This window comes from Streptomyces sp. 6-11-2 (assembly GCF_006540305.1).
Taxonomy (GTDB): Bacteria; Actinomycetota; Actinomycetes; order Streptomycetales; family Streptomycetaceae; genus Streptomyces.
In genome coordinates this window covers 6651288-6670631 of the sequence record NZ_BJOR01000001.1, presented here as the reverse complement: position 1 = coordinate 6670631, position 19344 = coordinate 6651288, and the positions used below count along the sequence as shown (strand labels likewise).

The 19344-nt window shown below is 71.9% G+C and carries 13 protein-coding genes and 3 pseudogenes; 3 read left to right on the top strand and 13 right to left on the bottom strand.

Translation table 11 applies throughout. The annotated features are described in order from the left end of the window. Positions 1-12: 12 nt before the first annotated feature. From TNCT6_RS29770 to TNCT6_RS29730, 7 genes and pseudogenes are all read right to left on the bottom strand, one after another. Positions 13-1218, bottom strand: a complete 1206-nt coding sequence (locus TNCT6_RS29770; RefSeq protein ID WP_141363911.1) for an RNA-guided endonuclease TnpB family protein — start codon at positions 1216-1218, stop codon at positions 13-15. A 138-nt stretch (positions 1219-1356) separates the two neighbouring features. Beyond that, a pseudogene (locus TNCT6_RS29765) lies at positions 1357-1937 on the bottom strand (Uma2 family endonuclease). 37 nt (positions 1938-1974) lie between these two features. Then, complete coding sequence (locus tag TNCT6_RS29760) at positions 1975-3276, bottom strand: SWIM zinc finger family protein (protein WP_141363909.1); 1302 nt, start codon at positions 3274-3276, stop codon at positions 1975-1977. Next, positions 3273-6209 carry a DEAD/DEAH box helicase gene (locus TNCT6_RS29755; protein ID WP_253266266.1) on the bottom strand — a complete coding sequence of 979 codons (2937 nt, stop codon included), beginning with the start codon at positions 6207-6209 and terminating at the stop codon, positions 3273-3275. Before TNCT6_RS29755 ends, TNCT6_RS29760 begins: the two co-directional genes overlap by 4 nt. Continuing rightward, complete coding sequence (locus TNCT6_RS29750) at positions 6206-8485, bottom strand: plasmid pRiA4b ORF-3 family protein (protein ID WP_172633090.1); 2280 nt, start codon at positions 8483-8485, stop codon at positions 6206-6208. Before TNCT6_RS29750 ends, TNCT6_RS29755 begins: the two co-directional genes overlap by 4 nt. Before the next feature lie 484 nt (positions 8486-8969). Further along, positions 8970-9104: pseudogene (locus TNCT6_RS42140) on the bottom strand (transposase); the annotation flags it as partial. 598 nt (positions 9105-9702) lie between these two features. Further along, a complete protein-coding gene (locus TNCT6_RS29730; RefSeq protein WP_008734837.1) occupies positions 9703-9906 on the bottom strand; it encodes a cold-shock protein in 204 nt (67 codons plus the stop codon). A 236-nt stretch (positions 9907-10142) separates the two neighbouring features. On the opposite strand from TNCT6_RS29730, the gene TNCT6_RS29725 reads away from it, so the two are divergent. Then, on the top strand, positions 10143-10433 hold the full coding sequence (locus tag TNCT6_RS29725) for a transposase (protein WP_141363904.1): 291 nt from the start codon (positions 10143-10145) through the stop codon (positions 10431-10433). Continuing rightward, on the top strand, positions 10430-10864 hold the full coding sequence (locus TNCT6_RS29720; RefSeq protein WP_141363902.1) for a hypothetical protein: 435 nt from the start codon (positions 10430-10432) through the stop codon (positions 10862-10864). Before TNCT6_RS29725 ends, TNCT6_RS29720 begins: the two co-directional genes overlap by 4 nt. Before the next feature lie 290 nt (positions 10865-11154). On the opposite strand, the gene TNCT6_RS29715 is transcribed toward TNCT6_RS29720, so the two are convergent. Both TNCT6_RS29715 and TNCT6_RS29710 read right to left on the bottom strand, forming a co-directional pair. Further along, the gene (locus TNCT6_RS29715; protein WP_141363900.1) at positions 11155-11394 is read right to left on the bottom strand and encodes a DUF5302 domain-containing protein; all 240 of its coding nucleotides are present in this window, start codon (positions 11392-11394) and stop codon (positions 11155-11157) included. Positions 11395-11606: 212 nt separating this feature from the next. Beyond that, positions 11607-12658 (bottom strand): annotated as a pseudogene (locus tag TNCT6_RS29710) (DEAD/DEAH box helicase); the annotation flags it as partial. 182 nt (positions 12659-12840) lie between these two features. On the opposite strand from TNCT6_RS29710, the gene TNCT6_RS29705 reads away from it, so the two are divergent. Then, complete coding sequence (locus TNCT6_RS29705) at positions 12841-14232, top strand: MFS transporter (RefSeq protein ID WP_141363898.1); 1392 nt, start codon at positions 12841-12843, stop codon at positions 14230-14232. A 55-nt stretch (positions 14233-14287) separates the two neighbouring features. Here TNCT6_RS29705 and TNCT6_RS29700 read toward each other — a convergent pair whose 3' ends face one another. The 4 genes from TNCT6_RS29700 to lnt all read right to left on the bottom strand — a co-directional run bounded on the left by TNCT6_RS29700 (position 14288) and on the right by lnt (position 19328). Beyond that, positions 14288-16228 carry a GAF domain-containing protein gene (locus TNCT6_RS29700; protein ID WP_141363896.1) on the bottom strand — a complete coding sequence of 647 codons (1941 nt, stop codon included), beginning with the start codon at positions 16226-16228 and terminating at the stop codon, positions 14288-14290. An 81-nt stretch (positions 16229-16309) separates the two neighbouring features. Further along, complete coding sequence (locus tag TNCT6_RS29695) at positions 16310-17104, bottom strand: 3-hydroxybutyrate dehydrogenase (protein ID WP_141363894.1); 795 nt, start codon at positions 17102-17104, stop codon at positions 16310-16312. A gap of 54 nt (positions 17105-17158) precedes the next feature. After that, on the bottom strand, positions 17159-17638 hold the full coding sequence (locus TNCT6_RS29690) for an NUDIX domain-containing protein (protein ID WP_141363892.1): 480 nt from the start codon (positions 17636-17638) through the stop codon (positions 17159-17161). 79 nt (positions 17639-17717) lie between these two features. Beyond that, positions 17718-19328 carry an apolipoprotein N-acyltransferase gene (lnt, locus tag TNCT6_RS29685; RefSeq protein ID WP_141363890.1) on the bottom strand — a complete coding sequence of 537 codons (1611 nt, stop codon included), beginning with the start codon at positions 19326-19328 and terminating at the stop codon, positions 17718-17720. Positions 19329-19344: the final 16 nt, after the last annotated feature.

The following is a 19344-nucleotide window of genomic DNA, read 5'->3' as shown; positions in this document are numbered from 1 at the left end:
GGGATTCCTGGCTCAGGCAGCCCTCTGGAGCAGCGCTCCAGACGGTCTTACGCCCTCAGCACCAGCCGGGGTCAGACCAGCCCGGACGAGCATCACGGATGCGGAGTTCTTGTCTCTCGGCGAGAGGGCTCCGCACGCGGTGCACGTGTAGGTACGTTCCGAAAGGAGGAGTGCGTGCTTGGCTCTCGCACCGCACCGTGCGCAGTCCCTCGTGGTGTGCGCGGGGTTGACCAGGTACACGGCACGGCCGTGCTTGCGGCCCATTTCGACCAGGGCCTTCTTCGTGGCGCCGATCGCCGCGTCAGCCGCCTTGCGGGCCATCGAGGACTTGGCGAGGAACTTCGGGTGGAAGTCCTCCACCGCGATGGCATCGTGGTCGCGGACCACTGCCTTGGCCCACTTGCGGCCGGTGTCCTGCCGCTGCCGGGCGATCTTCTGGTGCAGCTTCGCGGCCTGCCGCTGCGCCTTGCGGTAGCCCTTCGAAGCGGCCTGGCCCCTGTGCGGCTTCCGGCGGGACATCATCCGCTGGTAGCGGGCCAGCTTCCCCGCGGCCTTCCTCCCGTGCTGCGGATGCGGAAGATCGTGGGCATCGGAGGTCGTGGTCGCAAGCTCCTTCACACCCCAGTCGACACCGATCACCGCCCCGGTGCGCGGCAGCGGCTGCACCTCTGTCGGAAGGACAAAGCTTGCGTACCAGTGGCCGAGGCTGTCGCGGTACACGCGCACCGACGACGGGTAGGCCGGAAGCTGCCGCGACCACACCACCGTCAGGCTGATGCCGCCCGCCAGGTGCAGCCGCCCGTCCTTGAGCCGGAAGCCGCGCCGCGTGTAGTTCAGGCTCGGCCGGGAGTCCTTGAGCTTCTTATGTCCGGGCATTCCGGCTCGCCGGCGCATCGGCAGCCCCGCCTTGATGTCCTTCAGCGCCTTGGCGCGGGACCTGCCGAAGTCCCGGATGATCTGCTGCTGCGGAACCGAGGAGCCCTCGCGCAGCCAGGCGTTGCCGGCGCGGGCCTCGGTCAGCATCGTGTCCAGCCGCGCCGGGCCGCACGTCTCGCCGTCGGCGAACGCCTTCTTGGACCGGGCGACGCACTCGTTCCAGATCCAGCGGCAGCGCCCCCACTCGCCCGTCAGCAACTTCTCGGCGGTGGCGGACACGCGCAGCCGGTAGACGTACCGGGCACACCCGGCGTCCGCCGTCTCCTGCTGCTGCGTCGTCACGCGCGCCAACCTATCGGCGTCGCACGACAGTCGACGCCGGTTCGCCCGTCGGCGAAACGGCATTCCCTGTCCCGCTCCGCGGGCGACCGAATTCCTCCCCAGCCTGAAGGCCGCGGCATCCTTCGGAGGTTTTGGTGATCAGCGGACGAGACGGGGCAAGTCGATGTCGATGCCGAAAGGGACCGCGGTCTTCATGCGATCGCGGCTAATACCGGTGGCTACGTAGGTGCGGGTGGTGTCGTCCAGCTCGTACGTGTGGATGACGGGGAGGCCGTTTTCGTCCTCGACACGCCAGTAGTGCCGAATACCCGCCTGCGCGTACTTGAACGGCTTCAGCGACCGGTCGCGGTCGGCGGACTCATCCGAGACGACTTCGATGGCGAGGGCGACCTGGTCGGGGAGGTAGCACGTACGGTTCGGGTCGTATGGGGCCGTGACAGCGAGGACGTCAGGCTCGGGCGGTTCTTCTCGTTCAGCTTGACCGTCATCTCCCGGTCGATCACGAATCCCTCGGGAGCTTGATCGTCCAGTGCGGTCGTAAGCCGGGTGACGACGCGGGCGTGCCAGGACCGCTGCGGGGACATCATGAAGATCAGCGCTCCATCGATCAGCTCGGTGTGTCGTGGGAGGTCGGGTGCGTTGTCGAGGTCATCGGCCTCCCAACCACTCGGCCGAGGCGGCAGCATCCAGGGCGGGAGCGCGTCCCATGCGGTCGTCATCGTGTCCTCCTTCGGGCGCCCCGGCCAGCTTAATCCGTCAGTTCCGCGTGGCGGCGGTACGGGCCGCGACGAGGGCGGCGACGGGGTCGGCTGTGGCGGGGGCACAGGGCCACCATCGGGTGGTGGAGCCGCGTCCTTCGCGGAGGTAGGGATGCCATCGGTTGTCGGGGCCGAGGCGGATCTGGACGCCCTCGTCATCGGCGGTGAGACGGTTGCGCCAGACGCGTACCCGCACGGTGCCCGCGGTGTCGTCCTCGGTCTCCGCGTTGTCGGCGTTGTCGGGGTCGCAGAGGGCGGCGCGGGCCGCGGCCATGGTAGCGGGGTCGGGGGTGAGGGGCGCGCGGGCGACGGCGACGCCGGCCGGGCCGCCGTGGCGCTGGGCGCGGACCAGGCGGGCGAAGTCGAATGGAGGCAGGCCGGTGGAGCGTACGAGTTGATGGAACCAGTGCTCGCCGACGCCGCTCGCGGCGAGGCGTACGGCGTCGTCGAGCGGGGTGCAGGTGAGGGAGGCGGTGTGTCCGGCCGCAAGGGCGCGGGCGCGCTGAGCGGTGTCCCGGGTGAGGGCTTCGAGGTCGTCGAGGGTGAAGGGGGCGTCGGGTGGGGGCGTGGTCGTGAGGGGGGAAGGGACCGACCCGGGGTCGGCGGGGTCGGCGGGCGGGCTCTCGGTTCCCTCGGTCTGTGGGGCGGGCGGGGTGAAGACGCCGTCGAAGGAGGCGAACGCGTCGCGGGCGGGCACGCCCTGGCCGCGGGGCGTGCCGCCGGTTTCCGGCGCGGCGCCTGTGCGGGCCTGGCGCCGGGTGCGCAGCGCGGCGAGGACGGTGTCCTTGGTGCGGCCGCGGAGGGTGAAGAGCCAGAAGGGGTCGTCGTCGAGGTGGGCGGCGGTGGCGTAGCACAGGGCGGCGGCGTGCTTGCAGGGGTAGCCCCAGTCGGGGCAGGAGCACTCGGGGTCGAGTTCGCTCGGCTCGGGCAGCAGGGGGATGCCGGCGGTGCGGGCGTCGTCGACGAGGTCGGTGGGCATCTCGCCGTCGAGGAGGGCGGCGGTGCGGCCGGCCTGGGCGGCGATGGCGGCGAGGAGGGTGTCCCACTGGGCGTCGGTGAGGACGCGCAGGTGCACCGCGGCGTCGTACGGCCAGGGGGTGCTGCCCTCGACCTCGGCGCGCAGCACACCGGGGGTGACGGTGACCGGGCCGACCATGCCTTTGCGGGCGTAGGTGCGGCCGCGGGAGAGGCGGCCGGAATCGAGGGTGGAGGCCTCCAGGGCGTCCACCCAGGCCTGCCCCCACCAGGTGGCGGCGAAGGCGCGGCTGCCGGTACGGGGTGCCTTGCGGGCGGGGGTCATTCCTCGAACTCCTTGGAGAGCGCGACGAGTTCGGCGAGGTCTGCGTCGGAGAGTTCGGTCAGGGCGGCCTCACCGGAGGCGATGACCTGGTCCGCGAGGGCGCGCTTGGCACCGAGCAGGCGGGCGACCTTGTCCTCGACGGTGCCCTGGGTGGTGAGGCGGTGGACCTGGACAGCGCGGTCCTGGCCGATCCGGTAGGCGCGGTCGGTGGCCTGGTCCTCGACAGCCGGGTTCCACCAGCGGTCGTAGTGGATCACGTGGGTGGCGCGGGTGAGGTTGAGGCCGGTGCCGGCGGCCTTCAGGGAGAGCAGGAAGACGGGGAACTCGCCCTGCTGGAAGGCGGCGACCATCTCCTCGCGCCGGGGGACGGCGGTGGCGCCGTGCAGGTAGCGGGCACGGACGCCGCGGTCGGCGAAGTGCTGCTGAAGGAGCTTGCCCATCTGCGTGTACTGGGTGAAGACCAGGGCGCCCTCGCCTTCGGCCACCACCGTGTCGAGCAGTTCGTCGAGGAGTTCCAGTTTGCCCGAGCGGCCGGGCAGCGGGCCGGCCTCGCGCAGGTAGTGGGCGGGGTGGTTGCAGATCTGCTTGAGCGCGGTGAGGAGTTTGAGGACCAGGCCGCGGCGGGCGATGCCGTCCGCCTTCTCGATGAGGGCCATGGCCTCGCGTACCTGCGCCTCGTACAGGGCGGCCTGCTCACGGGTGAGGGCGACGGGGTGGTCGGTCTCGGTCTTGGCCGGGAGTTCGGGGGCGATCCCAGGGTCGGACTTGCGGCGGCGCAGCAGGAACGGGCGGGTGAGACGGGTGAGGTGCTCGGCGGCCTGCCGGGCCTGATCGGCGGTCTCCGCGTCATCGTCCATGCCCAGCGCGCCGCGCTCGATGGCTTTGGCGAAACGGTCACGGAAGGCGGACAGCGGGCCGAGCAGGCCGGGTGTGGTCCAGTCGAGCAGTGCCCACAGCTCGGAAAGGTTGTTCTCCACCGGGGTGCCGGTGAGCGCGACGCGGGCACGGGCAGGCAGGGCGCGCAGTTCGCGGGCGGTGGTGGCGTACGGGTTCTTGACGTGCTGGGCCTCGTCGGCGGCCACCAGCGACCACTTCACGGCGGCGAGCCGCTCCCGGTCGCGGCGCAGCACGCCGTAGGTGACCAGGACGAGTTCGTCCCCGGCGAGGTGGTCCAGGGTGCGCTCCCCGCCGTGGTAGCGGCGTACCGGCACGGCGGGGGCGAAGCGGGCGGCCTCGCGCTGCCAGTTGCCGAGCAGCGAGGCCGGGCAGACCACGAGGGTGGGACCCGCGGTGTCGGGCTGCTCCTGGCGGTGCAGATGGAGGGCGAGCAGCGTGACGGTCTTGCCGAGGCCCATGTCGTCGGCGAGGATGCCGCCGAGGGTCAGGCGGGTCATGTCCGCCAGCCAGGCAAGGCCCCGCAGCTGGTAGCCGCGCAGGGTGGCGGTCAGGCCCTCCGGCGCCCGGACGAGGGCGCGGCCCTCGGGGGCGCGCAGTTGGGCGACCATCTCGCCGAAGGCGCCGGCCGCCTCCACCGCGACGCGCTCACCGTCCCATTCCACTTCTCCGGTCAGCACCGCCTGGAGTGCGTCCACCGGGGCGAGTTCGCGGTCGCGCCGCCGTTTGAGGCGGGCCACGAGTTTCGGGTCGGCGACCACCCACTGGTCGCGCAGCTTGACCAGCGGGCGGCGGGCCTCGGCGAGTTGGTCGAGCTCGGCCTCGGTGAGTTTCTCGCCGCCGAGCGCGACATGCCAGGAGAAGTCGAGCAGTGCGTCGCGGCCCAGCAGGGTGTCCACGGTCGCGCCGGGCGCGGTCGCCGCCCCGATCTCCGCGTGCGCTTCGAGGGACTTGACCAGCTCACGCGGCCAGTGCACCCGCACGCCCGCCGAACGCAATGTGTCGGTGGCGTCCCCCAGCAGCTCCATGGCCTCCTCGTCATCGAGCCGCAGCATGCTGGGGGCGGCCTCGGCGAGCAGGCGAGCCAGCGGTTGCCAGGCGCGGGCGGCGCGGCGCAGCGCGAGCAGCGCTTCTTCCTCGGCGCGCGGACCGAGCAGGTGCTGTGCGCGAACCGGATCGGCCCACAACTCGGCAGCGTCCAGGACCAGGGACGGGTCGGCCGCGGTCCGCAGCTGCAGCACCGTGTGGAAGACACGGCGCCGCCCGGCCGGGGGCTCGACCCGCAGTTCCACACTGATCTGCGCGGCCCGCTCGGCCGCGGTTTCGGCCGCCCACTGGGCCAGGCGCGGATGCAGGGCGGTCGCACGGTTGGCGTAAGGGTTGCCGGGCACGGCCCGGCCGGCGGCTGGGGTGCGCGGCAGAGCGTCCGCGAGCGCGTCGCAGAACTCCCGTACCAGAGCAGCCGGTTCGGCGACTCGTACGGTCTGGTCGTCCGCCGGGGGCGCGGGGAGGTTGTGGGCGTACGGCGGCAGGGCGGCGGCCAGCGCGTCCAGGTCCCGCTTGCCCTTCGCGCCGGGCGGTCCGAAGCGCCAGGTGGTGTACGTGTCGGAGGTCAGCGCCGGATACAGACGTCCCTCGCCCAGCAGCCGAAGGGCGAGCCGGGCGACGGCTGCCCACGCGAGGAGCGAGGGATGGACCCCGGTCCCGGGCAGGTCGAGCAGGAGGGCGAGCGCGCCACCCGGATCGAGCGCCCACCCATCGACGGTGCGGGTGCGCACCCCGCTGCCGTGCGGCAGGACCAGCGGCAGCCGGACCCGCTCCACCGCCTCCGGCGCGGCGGCCTGGGCGGGCACGCGGCAGGCGTCGGCAGCGGACCGGTAGAGCACCAGACGGCCGAGCCGGGCCGGCTGTCCCGGCTCGGCAGGGGCGAACACCGCCGCCCAGCCGCCGGCGACGAGGCGCTCGCGGGCCCAGGCGGTAGCAGCGGGATCGACGAGCGGTACAGCTTCGGCGCCGATCTCCCTCACGAGCAGGCTCACTTGGCGCTCCCTGCCTTGAACGCGGCCTTCCGCAGCCGCTTGGCCAGGGCCTTGTCGACGGGCTTGACGGCATCGGCCAGCGCGCCGAGCACCTCGCCGGCGTGCGGGTGGCCGGCCCGCCACAGGTCGTCGGCGCGCTCGGCCAGCTGCTCGAGCGGACGCCTGCCCTCCTCGGGGCCTGCCAGCAGCTGTTCGCGTAGCAATTGCTCGCCCGCTGCGACGAACGGCAGCACGCCGTCCACCAGCATCCACTCCAGGCCCCACGCGTCCTCTCCTTCGGCAGGCTCGCCGATCCGGCGCAACATGGACGCCGCCGCGTGAGCACAGCCGGTGACCTTCGAGAGGGCGGCCTTGCGTAGTACCGCCTTCGCCCGCCCGGTACGGTCCGCCTCCAGTATGGCGGCCAGCACCCGCGGGGCCTGCAGGCGGCGCAGGGCGTCGGCCGGCTCCGTGCCGTCGCAGGCATCCACCACCTGGACAGCCGCGTCCGCCGCGGGGCGAGCCGCCAGCCAGCCCGCCACCTCCGCCGCCACGTCCGTCTCGGAGGGGTACGCAGGGAGCGCGGCCAGCAGTGCGCGGGCGTCTGCCTGGGCGAGCGAGCCGATCACCGGTGCCGGGACGCCCGCCGCCACCAGCAGCGCGCGCAGGCCGGAGCGGCCCAGCGTGGTGAGCCGGAAGCGGCCGGCGGACGGCGTGCCCCGCATGCCGCCGTCGGGCCCGTCAAACAGCAGCGCGAGCACGGCGTCCGTCGCAGGAGGCTCGTGGCCCTCACGTTCGGCGGCGCCGAACAGCTCCAGAGTCCCGGCGGTGTCGTGATATTGGCCGATGAGGAGCGCCGAGACCAGCCGCCGGGCCGGGCCTTCGGGCAGCCCTTCCATGCCGTCGGTGAGGAAGCCGTCGACGGCCAGCCACTCCCCATCGGGCAGCCCGTACGCCGCGATCAGCATCAAGAACACCAGCGGCGGGGCTTCCTCGACCAGCTCCCGCAACGGCTGCAGCCCGCCCGGCAACTCGTCCAACGCAGGGAAGGAGAGGGAGAGTTCGACCGTCGCGCCCGCCACCGCTTCCTGCCAGGCAGACAGGAGCGCCGCGTCATCGTCCTGGTCCGGCAGTTCGTCGCCGGCGTACGCCCGGTTGCCCTCCATCTCGACGAAGCCACAGTCCAGCGCCCAGTCCCAGGGCAGAGCCAGCGGCTCCATGTCAGCCGCGCTGCGGACCTTCGCCAGCCACGCGGCCCGCTCCTCGGCATCACCCCACCCGTCGGGGTCGACGCGCCACAGCTCGGCCTCCTCCACGGCCTGCCGGGCGAGCTTCGGCCGCAGCACCCCCTTCGGGGTCAGTTCCCGACCGCCGCCGCACCAGTGCCCGAGGCGCACCGCCGCCATGAAAGCGGGCACCTCGCGCACCGCGCGGGCCAGCTCCGTCTCGCCAGGCAGCCGCACGGCCGGCAACCGCAAGCCCACGGCGCCCAGGACATCGGACAACGACACCTCGTCGTCCGACTCGTCGTCCTCGGCGAGCGGCCCCGCGCCTCCGGGCAGCGGGTGCAGACCACCGCACTCGCACCGGTACCTCCCCGGCGGAACCTGGCGCCCACCCGGCTCGCCGTGCCTCTTCCGCATCGTGCCCACCGCCCGACGTAGCGGCACCTGCGCGAGCTCCCCGGTGAGCTCGGCGGGGTCGAAGGCGACCGGGTCGAAGCCCACCTCGTACAGGCCCGCCAGCACCTCGTCGTGCAGGCCGTCGTACTCCGCCCACTCCTCACCGCCGTGCCGGACAAGCCTGGGGCTCGGCCGCTCCCCGTCCGCGTACCGCTCCAGCAGCCCGGCCAGCCCCCACACACCGCCGAGGTCCTCGGCGGGCGGCATGGCCCGGCGCCCGCCCGCGCACACCGCGTGCTCCCCTTCACCCTCCCGGGCGGGGCGCACCGCCTCCACCGTGATCCGGTGCAGCCAGTCGTCGCCGAAGTCGTACGTGTAGTCCATGTAGTCGCCGGTACCCGGCAGGACATCCGCGAGGCCGGCCTCCTCCTCGTCGAAGACCGGGACGTCGAGGTCCCCCCGAGGGGCGTACCGTCCGCCGGCGCGGTCCTCGAAGACGTGCAGGTGCATGCCCTCCCAGCCGAACGCCCCCTGGATCACGTCGTGCAGCGACCCCAGGGCGATGTCCGAAGGCACCACCAGCCGCCGCCACACCGGAGGTTTCATCCCCACCAGAGCGACCTTGAGTTGGTGGACGAAAGCAGTGCGCTCCCCGGAGCTGCGCTGGGCGGTCATGGCTGAGGGCTTCCCATTCGTCGGAGGCATAAGCTCCGGGGCACGCGACGCGCCCGCCGCTGTACGCCGAACGGCTGACCCGGCCATTCTTGCAGTCCTGAGCCACCGGCCCGGCCGCCGAGCGGAATTCCCCCGGCCGACTTGCGCACGAACCACACCTTGTGCCTGAGTTCCAGTCCCGGCCCGCACGGCGCCCGATCCCGGCGAAGTACTGATCACTGACTTTCGTGGCGAAGTCGAGATCAGGCCGCGGCTGCGGTCGTCAGCCCAAGGTCACGGTGGAGTCGGTGGACTCGGGTGGGCGGGCGGCCGGGCCGTCCGCCATGTCGCCGAGATTCCGGGCATTCCGGAGGGCAAGGTACTCATCGGCTCCACCGGCGTCATCGGGCGTCCACTGCCCATGGACGCCATCCGTACATCATCGGGCAGTTTTACCGGGACTCTTGCAGAAAGCCCCGGAGTTCACGCCGGGGATGAATGCATCTCAGGACTGCCCTGACCTGCACGCTGGAGTGGGCGTTTTTGCTGCGATGTACTGGCGGACGGTCGTCAACGGTGCTCCGCCGCATGATGCGGAGAAATACGAGGGTGTCCACAGGTGTTCGTTGACCCCATCCCAGCGCGTCGCGGCCGGGGAGGTGATCGGTCAAGCCCTCGCCGAGTCCGACCATCTTCCCGACCTCAAGACACAGGTCATCGGAGAACTGTGGCTCCGAGATCTCGAGCTCACCGCCTGGCACGTCCTGCATGCAGACCGCAGGTCGGACTATCGGGCTGGACGGAAAGCCTTCCTCGACGCCTGGACCAGCGCCTGAACGTCTACTCCTCCAGGCAGGCGTGCAGGGCATACGGCGCCCGAGCCGGCACGTGACGCGCAACCCGGCCTCGTACCCCTGCTCTTCCGGCTCGGTGCCGCTGCACCTTGCGAGCAACCCTGGTCGCCGACGAACTGAGACACGTACGGGTGAGGCGGCCGAGCCCGCAACGGCGCTTGATGCCAGGTTCAGGAAGTGCCCGGTCGAGGTCGCGCCCCCCTGACGCACCTCAACAGATCAGGGCCGCGCAGCTATGCTGCGCGGCCCCGATCCTGTGCACCGCAGATTCTGTCGACGACCGGCACAAGAGCGGACCCCCTTGTCCGGCCGAAAGGACGGCCTGCACGGGCCGCGGCAGTCACCGGACGCGGAGTGCGCCATCCCTCGGGCAGAGCTGCAAGGTCAGGCCGGGTTGATGTTCTCGGCCTGCGGGCCCTTCTGGCCCTGGGTGACGTCGAACGTCACGATCTGGCCTTCCTGGAGCTCACGAAAGCCTGAGGAGTTGATTGCGGAGTAGTGCGCGAAGACGTCCGGACCGCCCCCGTCCTGGGCAATGAAGCCGAAACCCTTCTCCGCGTTGAACCACTTCACGGTTCCCGTAGCCATAGTCATGCCTTCCAGTCGATGAACGCCTCCCACTCCATGTGGAAGGCAGAGGTGATCGCCCTGGTTCCTGCGGCACAGCACAGCAAAACGCCCACACCAAGGCGTGGGCAAAGGGAAATTCCGAACCACGACAGCTGACGCAGACGCTACACGCCCGAACACCGCGTCACCACAGGAATGTTCACGCCGCGCACCAGGACTGTCGGGCTCCGGCGGCAAGACCGTGAGCGCCCGCCTTGCCCGGTAGCGACCGCACGGAGGAGTTCAAACGGGATGCGGTCGCGCTCGTTCGCTCCTCCGGGAAGACCGTGACCGAGGTGGCCCGGGGGATCGGGGTCAGCGCCGAGGGACTGCGGAACTGGGTCAAGCAGGACACGATCGACCGCGGGCAGGGGGCGCCGGGAGAGCTGACGACGGCCGAGCGCGAAGAGATGCGACGGCTGCGGAGGCCGGCCGCCGAGCAGGCGGAGACGATCGAGGTGCTGCGAAAAGCAGCGCTCTTCTTCGCGAAACAGAGCGATCGATGAGCGAGGTGTACCCGGTCATCGAGGCGGAGAAGACCACCCACAATGTTGCTCTGTTGTGCCGGCTGCTGAGGGTGGCATGCTCCTCCTTCTACGCGTGGCCGGCCGGCGAGAAGGCGCGCTCGGCGGGGAAGGCCGCCGATGACGCCCTGGCCCACGAGATCACCGTGCTGCACGTCGCCTCCAAAGCCACCTACAGGGTGCCGCGCAAGTTGCTCGTTGCAGAGCTGGTGCACCATCTCCATGGGCACGGGGCCGAAGAAGACACGCAGCGGGGAGTCCTCGGCACTGACGATCTTCAGGGGCTTGCGCTCAAGAGATCCGGTCAGGCCCGGACAACCGCCGTCGATTTGCACAGCGGTACAGCGGGCACGGCGGGCGCGCGACACCGGCCGCGTGCCCTCGGACGAGGCAGTGCCCTCGTCCCGGAATGATCAGTGATTCGGACGGCTCCGGTGGTAACGCGGGGTGGCCGGACGCGTCGGCGTCGCACCGGGCCGTCAGCTACGTCCTGGCCACCGTGCAACGTCGGCGGCCGGACGTCCTGGCCGGAATTCCAGCGCGGCGGCGCCACCGACCCGCGCCAACCGCAGCCGGGCCCTTCCCACAGGCGAGACTGCTGGCCGCGCCTCACCCGCAACGCGCACAGGGGCATGAAGTGGGGCGCGCGAGTGGGTGGCGCTCAGAGTGCTGATTGAGCGGCCAGATCGCGGGACTGATCGACTCAGCCGCCGCTCTTACGCCTGAACGACCGCTGGCTCGCAGCCGGGCCGTGCGCCGCACGCACCTTCGACGCATCCGGGTTGGCGGCAACATCGGCGGCGTCCGCCTGCGCACCGCGCTTGCGCGCCAGGGCTTCGCGGAACTTGCGCTTGAGGTCGTAGTTGCCGTCGCTGTCCGCCAGAGGGGACGTCTCGGGGGCAGCCGACTCCGAACCTTCCGTAGGTACGGGCTCTGCGGTCATGGTGACCTCCTGGGTTCGGGGGTGGGCAAGCACAGCTTGTCATGCCGGGCGCAGTGCGGGACGCCGGCAACATCATCCTGCTCGGTTGCGGCGGGTATCCCTCTCGTGGTCGAGGGCGTTCGCTTCGTAGGTGGGGGCGCAGGACGGGCTTCGGGCCGGGCCGAGGGTTGTCGATCCCGTGGCCGGGAGATTCGCTGCCAGGGCAACGGCTCTCAGCCGTTGCGACGCACGAGGGCGGCCTTGCGGGCCTCGCCGGCCTTTCGGGACTTGCTGCCGGCGCCGCGGGAGGTGTCCTTGCTGGTACCGAGGCCGCGGAAGGGAGCGTTGGTGTTCTTGGGTCGGGGGACGGCGGGCCCGCCATCGAGCGGGGTGCCGGAGGGAGCCTTGGCGCCGGTGATCCGGCTCAGCTCCGCCTCGCCCGAGCGCACCTTGGTGACGGTCGGCTCGATGCCGGCCCCGGCCATCATTCGGCTCGTCTCGCGGCGCTGGCCCGCCAGCACGAGCATGACCACGCTGCCGGACTCACCGGCGCGGGCGGTGCGGCCCGCCCGGTGCACATAGCCCTTGGGGTCGGTGGGCGGGTCGACGTTGACCACGAGATCGAGGTCGTCGACGTGCAGGCCACGGGCCGCGACATTGGTCGCCACCAGAACGGTGATCTGGCCGTTCTTGAACTGCGCCAGGGTCCGTGTGCGCTGTGGCTGTGACTTGCCGCTGTGCAGGGCCTCGGCGTGCACCCCGCTGGCTCGCAGATGCCGGGTGAGCTGGTCGACGGCGTGCTTGGTGTCGAGGAATAGCAGTACGCGGCCGTCGCGGGCGGCGATCTCCGTGGTGACGGCGTAGCAGTCAGGGCCGTGGACGACCAGAACGTGGTGCCCCATCGTCGTGATCTTGCCCGCGGACGGGTCGACCGAGTGGACGACGAGGTCGTGGAGGTAGCGGCGGACCAGCTGATCGACGTCGCGATCGAGAGTGGCCGAGAAGAGCATCCGCTGACCGTCGAGGTGCACCTGGTCGAGGACGTCGACAACCTGCGGCAGGAATCCCAAGTCGCGCATCTGGTCGGCCTCGTCCAGCACGGTGGTCCTTACCCGTCCCAGGCGGCAGGCGTTGCGCTCGATCAGGTCGTGCAGGCGTCCAGAGGTGGGGACGACCACCTCGGTTCCCTGGCGCAGCTCGGCGACCTGCCGCCAATCGACATGCCGCCGACGACCGTGGCCATCCGCAGCCGCAGTGCCTGGGCGTACGGCGCCAGCGCCTGGGTGTGAACCGCCCCGGTTCAACCCTCTTCGAGCCCCTGAACCACCGCTCCACAGGCGGGCATGGTGGCCGCACGCATAGCCAGCCGTCAGACTATGTTGGCTCGCCACATGTGCTCCTGACCTGCATGTTCCTACCGTGTGCCGACACGTACCCGTCCCCACCGCAGACGAGGAAGTGGCGCACATGGCCTCCCCGACCACCTCTCCCCCACCCCCGGCGAACCTCCGCCGCATCGTCGCCGCCAGTCTCATCGGCACCACCATCGAGTGGTACGACTTCTTCCTGTACGGCTCGGCTGCCGCGCTCGTGTTCAACAAGCTGTTCTTCCCGGACTCGGATCCGCTGGTGGGGACGCTGCTGTCGTTCCTGACGTATGCGGTCGGGTTCGCGGCGCGGCCGCTGGGCGCGCTGGTGTTCGGGCACTACGGTGACCGGCTGGGGCGCAAGAAGCTGCTGGTGCTGAGCCTGCTCCTGATGGGTGGGGCCACCTTCGCCATCGGGTTGCTGCCCACGCATGCGACGGTGGGCAGCGCGGCTCCGGTGCTGCTCACCGTGTTGCGTCTGGTCCAGGGCTTCGCGCTGGGCGGTGAGTGGGGCGGAGCCGTGCTGCTGGTGTCGGAGCACGGGGACGCGCGGCGGCGCGGGTTCTGGGCCTCCTGGCCGCAGACCGGGGCGCCCGCGGGGCAGTTGCTCGCCACCGGTGTGCTGTCGCTGCTGACCGCGGTGCTCTCCGACAGCGCCTTCGGCAGCTGGGGATGGCGCATTCCGTTCCTGCTTTCCGGTGTACTCGTCGTCGTCGGTTTGTGGATTCGTCTCTCCGTCGATGAATCGCCCGTGTTCCAGCAGGCGTTGGCGCAGGCCGAGAGCCGCAGGGCGGCGCGGGCGGCCGAGGACCGGACCGAGAGGCTGCCGCTGGTGTCCGTGCTGCGGCATCACTGGCGTGATGTGCTGGTGGCGATGGGGGCGCGTATGGCGGAGAACATCAGCTACTACGTGATCACCGCGTTCATCCTCGTCTACGCCACCACCTCCGCCGGCGTCTCCAAGCAGACCGCGCTCAACGCAGTGCTGATCGCGTCCGCGGTGCACTTCGCGGTGATCCCGGCCTGGGGTGCCCTGTCGGACCGGATCGGGCGCCGCCCGGTGTACCTGCTGGGTGCCGCCGGGGTCGGCCTGTGGATGTTCCCGTTCTTCTGGCTCATCGACACCGGCGGCTTCGGCCAACTCGTCCTCGCGGTGACCGTGGGCCTGGTACTGCACGGGGCCATGTACGCCCCGCAGGCGGCCTTCTTCGCCGAGATGTTCGCGACCCGCATGCGCTACTCCGGCGCCTCCATCGGCGCCCAGTTCGCCTCCGTCGCCGCGGGCGCGCCCGCCCCGCTGATCGCCACCGCCCTGCTGTCCGCCTACGGCAGCTCCACCCCCATCGTCCTGTACGTGATCGCGGCGGCCGTGCTGACGCTGATCGCGGTGGGAGTGGCCAAGGAGACCCGGCACCGCGACCTCGCCGACGTCGAGGCGTCCGCGGACGCCGGGCCCACGGCCGCCCGCACCGCCGGCGCGCGTAGCGTCTGATCCCCGCCCGCCCCCTGTTCCGGCCGGCCCCCGTACGCCCGCTCGCGTACGGGGGTCAGCTCTGCGCCGGTACCGACAAGCGGTGCAGACGCATGGCGAGTTGGATCTCCAGGGCGCGGGCCGGGGTCTGCCAGTCCCGGCCGAGCAGCCGGCCCACGCGGTCCAGTCGCTGGGCCACGGTGTTCACATGGACGTGCAGTGCGTCCTTGGTGCGGGCCGGGCTCATGCCGCACGCGAAGTACGCCTCCAGGGTGCGTATGAGCTCCGTGCCGCGCCGATCGTCGTAGGCGACGACCGGGCCGACGGTGCGGTCGACGAAGCCGCCGATGTCCCGGTCACCGGCCAGCAGCAGGCCGAGGAAGCCGAAGTCCTGGGCGGCGGCGCCGTCGCCGGTGCGGCCGAGCAGCCGCAGGGCGTCGAGGCAGCGCCGCGCCTCCTCGTAGGCGGCGGCTACGGTCTCGGGGTGGGCGGCCAGGTTCTCGACGGGCGCGGAGGCGCCCACGGTGACCGCCTCGTGCACCCCGGTGCCGAGGTGGCGGGCGGTTCTGCGGGCCAGTTGAGTGGCGCTGTCCCCGCGGCGCAGCGGCAGCAGCAGGACCGTGCCGCCGTCGCGGGCGGCGGCCAGTCCGTGCCGGGTGGCGGCCAGGTGAAACGCCGCCGACCACAGGCGGTGGCGGGCGGCGGCCTCCTGCTCGGCGTCGGCGGACGGGGCGTCGAGCCGGGCGGCGAGCACGACGTGCGTGGCGTCGAGGTCGGCCTGCAGCCGGGCGGCGCGCTCGCGCAGCAGGCGGGGATCGCGGTCGCGGGCGTCCAGGAGGTCGTCGAGGAGTTCGCCGCGGACGCGCTGTTCGGCCTCGGCGGCCGACCGTCTGGCGAGCAGCAGCAGCGAGGTGACCATCGCGGCTCGCTCCAGCGTGCGCTGGTCGACGGGGTCGAGGCCGGGGTGACCGCGCAGCACGAGCGCGCCGAGCAGTTCACCGCCCGCGGCGACGGCGGCGATCCAGTCCGGACCGTGCGGCACCGCGTGTCCCTCGGCCCGGGATGCCTCCAAGGCGCCGGCGGGTGCGGCGGCGGCCTCGGTGAACTCGACGGCGCCGTCGAGCACTTGGGCGACGGCGGCGGCGACGTCGTGCACTCCGCCGCCGCGCAGGACGAGTTCGGCGAGCCGGTCGTGGACATCGGAGGCGCGCTCGATGACGCCGCTGCGGTCACGGATGATCTCGTTGGCCCGCTCCAGGCCGGCGAGCGCCGAGCGGGTCTCGGTGAGCAGGTTGGCGCTGTCGATGGCCGCCGCGGCGAGGGCCGCGAAGGAGCCGAGCAGGGCGATCTGCTCCCGTTCGAACACACGGGCCCGCCGGTCGGCCGCGAAGAGTACGCCGATCACCTGTGGTCCGAGCATGAGCGGCACGCCGAGGATCGCGACCAGGCCCTCGTCCCGCACACCCGCGTCGATGGTTCCGGTGTGCTGGAAGCGGGGGTCCTTGAAGTAGTCGTCGGTGACGTAGGGGCGGGCCGTCTGCGCGACCAGGCCTCCCAGCCCCTCCCCCATGCCCAGGCGCAGTTGCTGGAAGCGGGCGGCCACCGAGCCCTCGGTGACACGCATGCAGGTGTCGCCGCGGGCGGGGTCGTTGAGGGTGAGGTAGGCGATGTCCGTGCCGAGCAGCGAGCGGGCGCGCTGCACGATCGCCTGGAGCACCGCGTCCAGGTCGCGCAGGCCGGCCAGGTCGTGGGCGGTCTCGAACAGCGCCGAAAGCTCCGCCTCGCGGCGCCGCCGGCCCTCCAGTTCCGCGCGGACGCGCAGGGCGAGCAGTCTGGCCTGCTCGAGCGCGTCGATCCACTCGGCCGGCCGGCCCTCGGCACGGGCGAGCAGCACCGGCTGTTCGAAGGCGGCGGTGGGCGCGCCCCGGGCCAGCAGCTCGAGGAAGGGGGTCTCGGCGCTGCCGGCCGGAGTCCTGGCGGCGGGGCGCCGGGCGGACTGCACGTGATCACTGGACATGCCCACAGGATCACCCATCGTCCGGTCCTCTCGTGGAGCCTGTGGAAAACCCGGGGGTGCGCAGAGGAACCGGGGGGCCGGTCAGTGCGCGGTCCACCCGCCGTCCAGGACCAGCGAGGAGCCGGTGACGAAGGAGGCCTGCGGCCCGCACAGGTACGCCACGGCCTCGGCGACCTCCTCGGGTTCGAGCAGCCGTTTGACCGCGCTGTCCTTGAGCAGCACCTCGGAGAGCACGCGCTCCTCGGAGATGCCGTGGGCCCGCGCCTGGTCGGCCAGCTGCGCCTCGACCAGGGGGGTGCGCACATAGCCGGGGTTGACGCAGTTGGAGGTGACGCCGTGCGGGGCGCCTTCGAGGGCGGTGGTCTTGGACAGCCCCTCCAGGCCGTGCTTGGCGGCCACGTAGGCCGACTTGTAGGCGGAGGCGCGCAGGCCGTGCACGGAGGAGATGTTGACGATCCGGCCCCACTGCCGGCCGTACATGTGCGGCAGCGCGCCGCGGATCAGCCGGAAGGGCGCCTCCAGCATCACGGTGAGCACGGTGTGGAAGACCTCGGGCGGGAACTCCTCGATGGGGCACACCAGTTGCAGCCCGGCGTTGTTGACGAGCACATCGGTACCGGCGGCCGCCCGCTCGGCGGCGTCGAGGTCGGTGAGGTCGAGCACCAGCGGTTCGAGGAAGCCGGCGAGCGCGCCCGCCCGCTCGGCGAGCGCTTCCAGGCCCGGCGCGTCCCGGTCGACGGCTCTGACCCTCGCCCCGGCGGCGGCCAGCCGCAGCGCGCAGGCGCGGCCGATGCCTCCGGCGGCGCCGGTGACGAGCGCGGTGCGGCCGCCGAGATCGAGCGAGGGGGTGCGCGGAGCGGGGAGCGGCGAGGTCATGGAGTGACCCTAGGCAGGCCGTCCGTCACACCACATATGGGCACGACCCATACTTCAGTTCAATTCCGTGGGGTTGAACCACGTGGGTGCATCGGACATGGCCTGCTTGATCCGGAACAGACCGAACTCGTCCAGGTCCGGCAGCGCGTCCACCGCGAACCAGCCCACCTCCAGCGACTCGTCGTCGTTGACACGTGCCTCGCCGCCCACGGCACGGCACCGGAAGGTGATGTCCATGTACTGGCAGATGTCGCCGTTGCCGTAGGTGACGGGGTCCAGCGCCTGGACCAGGACCACCCGCTCGGCGACACAGTGCACCGCGGTCTCCTCGTGGACCTCCCGCACGGCACAGGCGGCCGGCTGCTCGCCCGGCTCCGGGATGCCGCCGACCACCGACCATTCGCCGGTGTCGGAGCGGCGGCCCAGGAGCACTCTGCCGTCGTCGTCGAAGACGATGGCGGTGACGCCGGGCAGCCACAGCAGCTGTTTGCCGGCCGAGGTCCTGATGGTACGGATGAAGTCGGGAGTTGCCATGGAGCCGACCTTAACCGGCCGGATGCCCCGGACCGTGGCGCGGTCAGGGGCATCCGGGGGGCGTACGTCCGGCGTACGGTTACATGTTCTGGGCGCGTCGCCCGCGCAGTCCGGCGCCGACGGCCCACCCGAGGCCGCCGGCCGCGACCAGTACCAGGGCGAGCTCCGGCAGGGTGCCCAGCCGGGTGGCGGGCGTCTCGGACGAGCGCAGCGGCACCTTCTGGACCAGGTAGCCGGGCACGAACATGCCGGTCCTCTGCGTGATCCGCCCGTCGGGCATGATGATCGCGCTGACACCGCTGGTCACCGGGACGGTGACGGTACGGCTGTGCTCGACCGCGCGGATCCGGGACATGGCGAGCTGCTGGTAGGTCATCTCGCTGCGGTCGAAGGTCGCGTTGTTGCTCGGTACGGAGATCATCTGCGCGCCGGCTGTGACCGTGTCGCGCACGGCCCAGTCGAAGGCCGCCTCGTAGCAGGTGGCCAGGCCCACCTTCGTGCCGTCGATGGTGAACACGCCCGGCTTGTCGCCCCGGCTGAAGTCCTGCCGGACCATCGACGTCCAGTCCTTGTTGATCGCCCCGAGCAGCGGGCGCAGCGGAAGGTACTCGCCGAACGGCTGGATCTGCCGTTTGTCGTACGTCTGAGTGGGTCCCTTGGCCGGCTCCCACAGGATCTGCTCGTTGAACAGTTCGCCGTCCCGCTCCACGACGCCGCCGACGGAGACCGGCACCCCGACCGCCCTGACGGCCATGCCGATGACGGCACGCGCGTCGGGGTTGACGAAGGGGTCGATGTCGGAGGAGTTCTCCGGCCAGAGCACGAAGTCCGGCTTGTCGGCCTTGCCTGCCTTCACCGCCTGGGCCAGCCGCTCCGTCTCGCGCGCGTGGTGGTCGAGGACCGCGCGCCGCTGGGCGTTGAACTCCAGGCCCGCCCGGGGCACGTTGCCCTGGATGAGGGCGACGGTGGCGGTGCCGTCCTCGGCCTTGTCGCTCACCAGGGGCCGGGCGGCCACCGCGCCCGCCACCGGGACGGCGACGCTCAGCAGGGCCGCCGCCGCGGCCGGACGCCGTACGGCTCCTTCGCGCCGCCCCCGCACCGCCAGGCGCACGGCCTCGCACAGGCCGAAACCGCACAGGGCGACCGCGAAGCCCAGCACCGGGGTGCCGCCCACCGCGGCCAGCGGCAGGAACACGCCGTCGGCCTGCCCGAAGGCGATCTTGCCCCAGGGGAAGCCGTGGAACGGCACGCGTGCGCGTACCGCCTCGCCGGCGATCCACACGGCCGCCGCCCACAGCGGCCAGACGGGCAGCCGGGACACCGCCGCGACACCCGCGCCCACCAGCGCGACGAAGACCGCCTCCACGGCGACGAGCGCCAGCCACGGACCGGGGCCGACCTCCACACCGGTCCACACCAGCAGCGGCAGCAGGAATCCGAGGCCGAAGAGGTAGCCGAGACCGAGGGCCGCCTTCCAGGTGCGTCCGCGCAGCAGCCCGCCGAAGACCGCGAAGGCGGGCAGGGCCAGCCACCACAGGGGGCGCGGGGGGAAGCTGAAGTAGAGGAGGACGCCCGACAGGGCTGCTACGGCGGCGGGCACGAGCCGGAGGAGCCTCGCCCTCCAGGGCGCGGGCGCGGCCTGCGGTCGAAGCCGGTCCGACTCGTCGACGGAAGTTGCGGTGACGGTCACTCCGGGAGTGTACGGC

Bases quoted from the DNA above. Each gene is read 5' to 3' on its own strand.
- TNCT6_RS29760 (WP_141363909.1), bottom strand. From the start codon at position 3,276: ATGACCCCCGCCCGCAAGGCACCCCGTACCGGCAGCCGCGCCTTCGCC.
- TNCT6_RS29750 (WP_172633090.1), bottom strand. From the start codon at position 8,485: ATGACCGCCCAGCGCAGCTCCGGGGAGCGCACTGCTTTCGTCCACCAA.
- TNCT6_RS29730 (WP_008734837.1), bottom strand. From the start codon at position 9,906: ATGGCTACGGGAACCGTGAAGTGGTTCAACGCGGAGAAGGGTTTCGGC.
- TNCT6_RS29720 (WP_141363902.1), top strand. From the start codon at position 10,430: ATGAGCGAGGTGTACCCGGTCATCGAGGCGGAGAAGACCACCCACAAT.
- TNCT6_RS29715 (WP_141363900.1), bottom strand. From the start codon at position 11,394: ATGACCGCAGAGCCCGTACCTACGGAAGGTTCGGAGTCGGCTGCCCCC.
- TNCT6_RS29705 (WP_141363898.1), top strand. From the start codon at position 12,841: ATGGCCTCCCCGACCACCTCTCCCCCACCCCCGGCGAACCTCCGCCGC.
- TNCT6_RS29700 (WP_141363896.1), bottom strand. From the start codon at position 16,228: ATGTCCAGTGATCACGTGCAGTCCGCCCGGCGCCCCGCCGCCAGGACT.
- TNCT6_RS29695 (WP_141363894.1), bottom strand. From the start codon at position 17,104: ATGACCTCGCCGCTCCCCGCTCCGCGCACCCCCTCGCTCGATCTCGGC.
- TNCT6_RS29690 (WP_141363892.1), bottom strand. From the start codon at position 17,638: ATGGCAACTCCCGACTTCATCCGTACCATCAGGACCTCGGCCGGCAAA.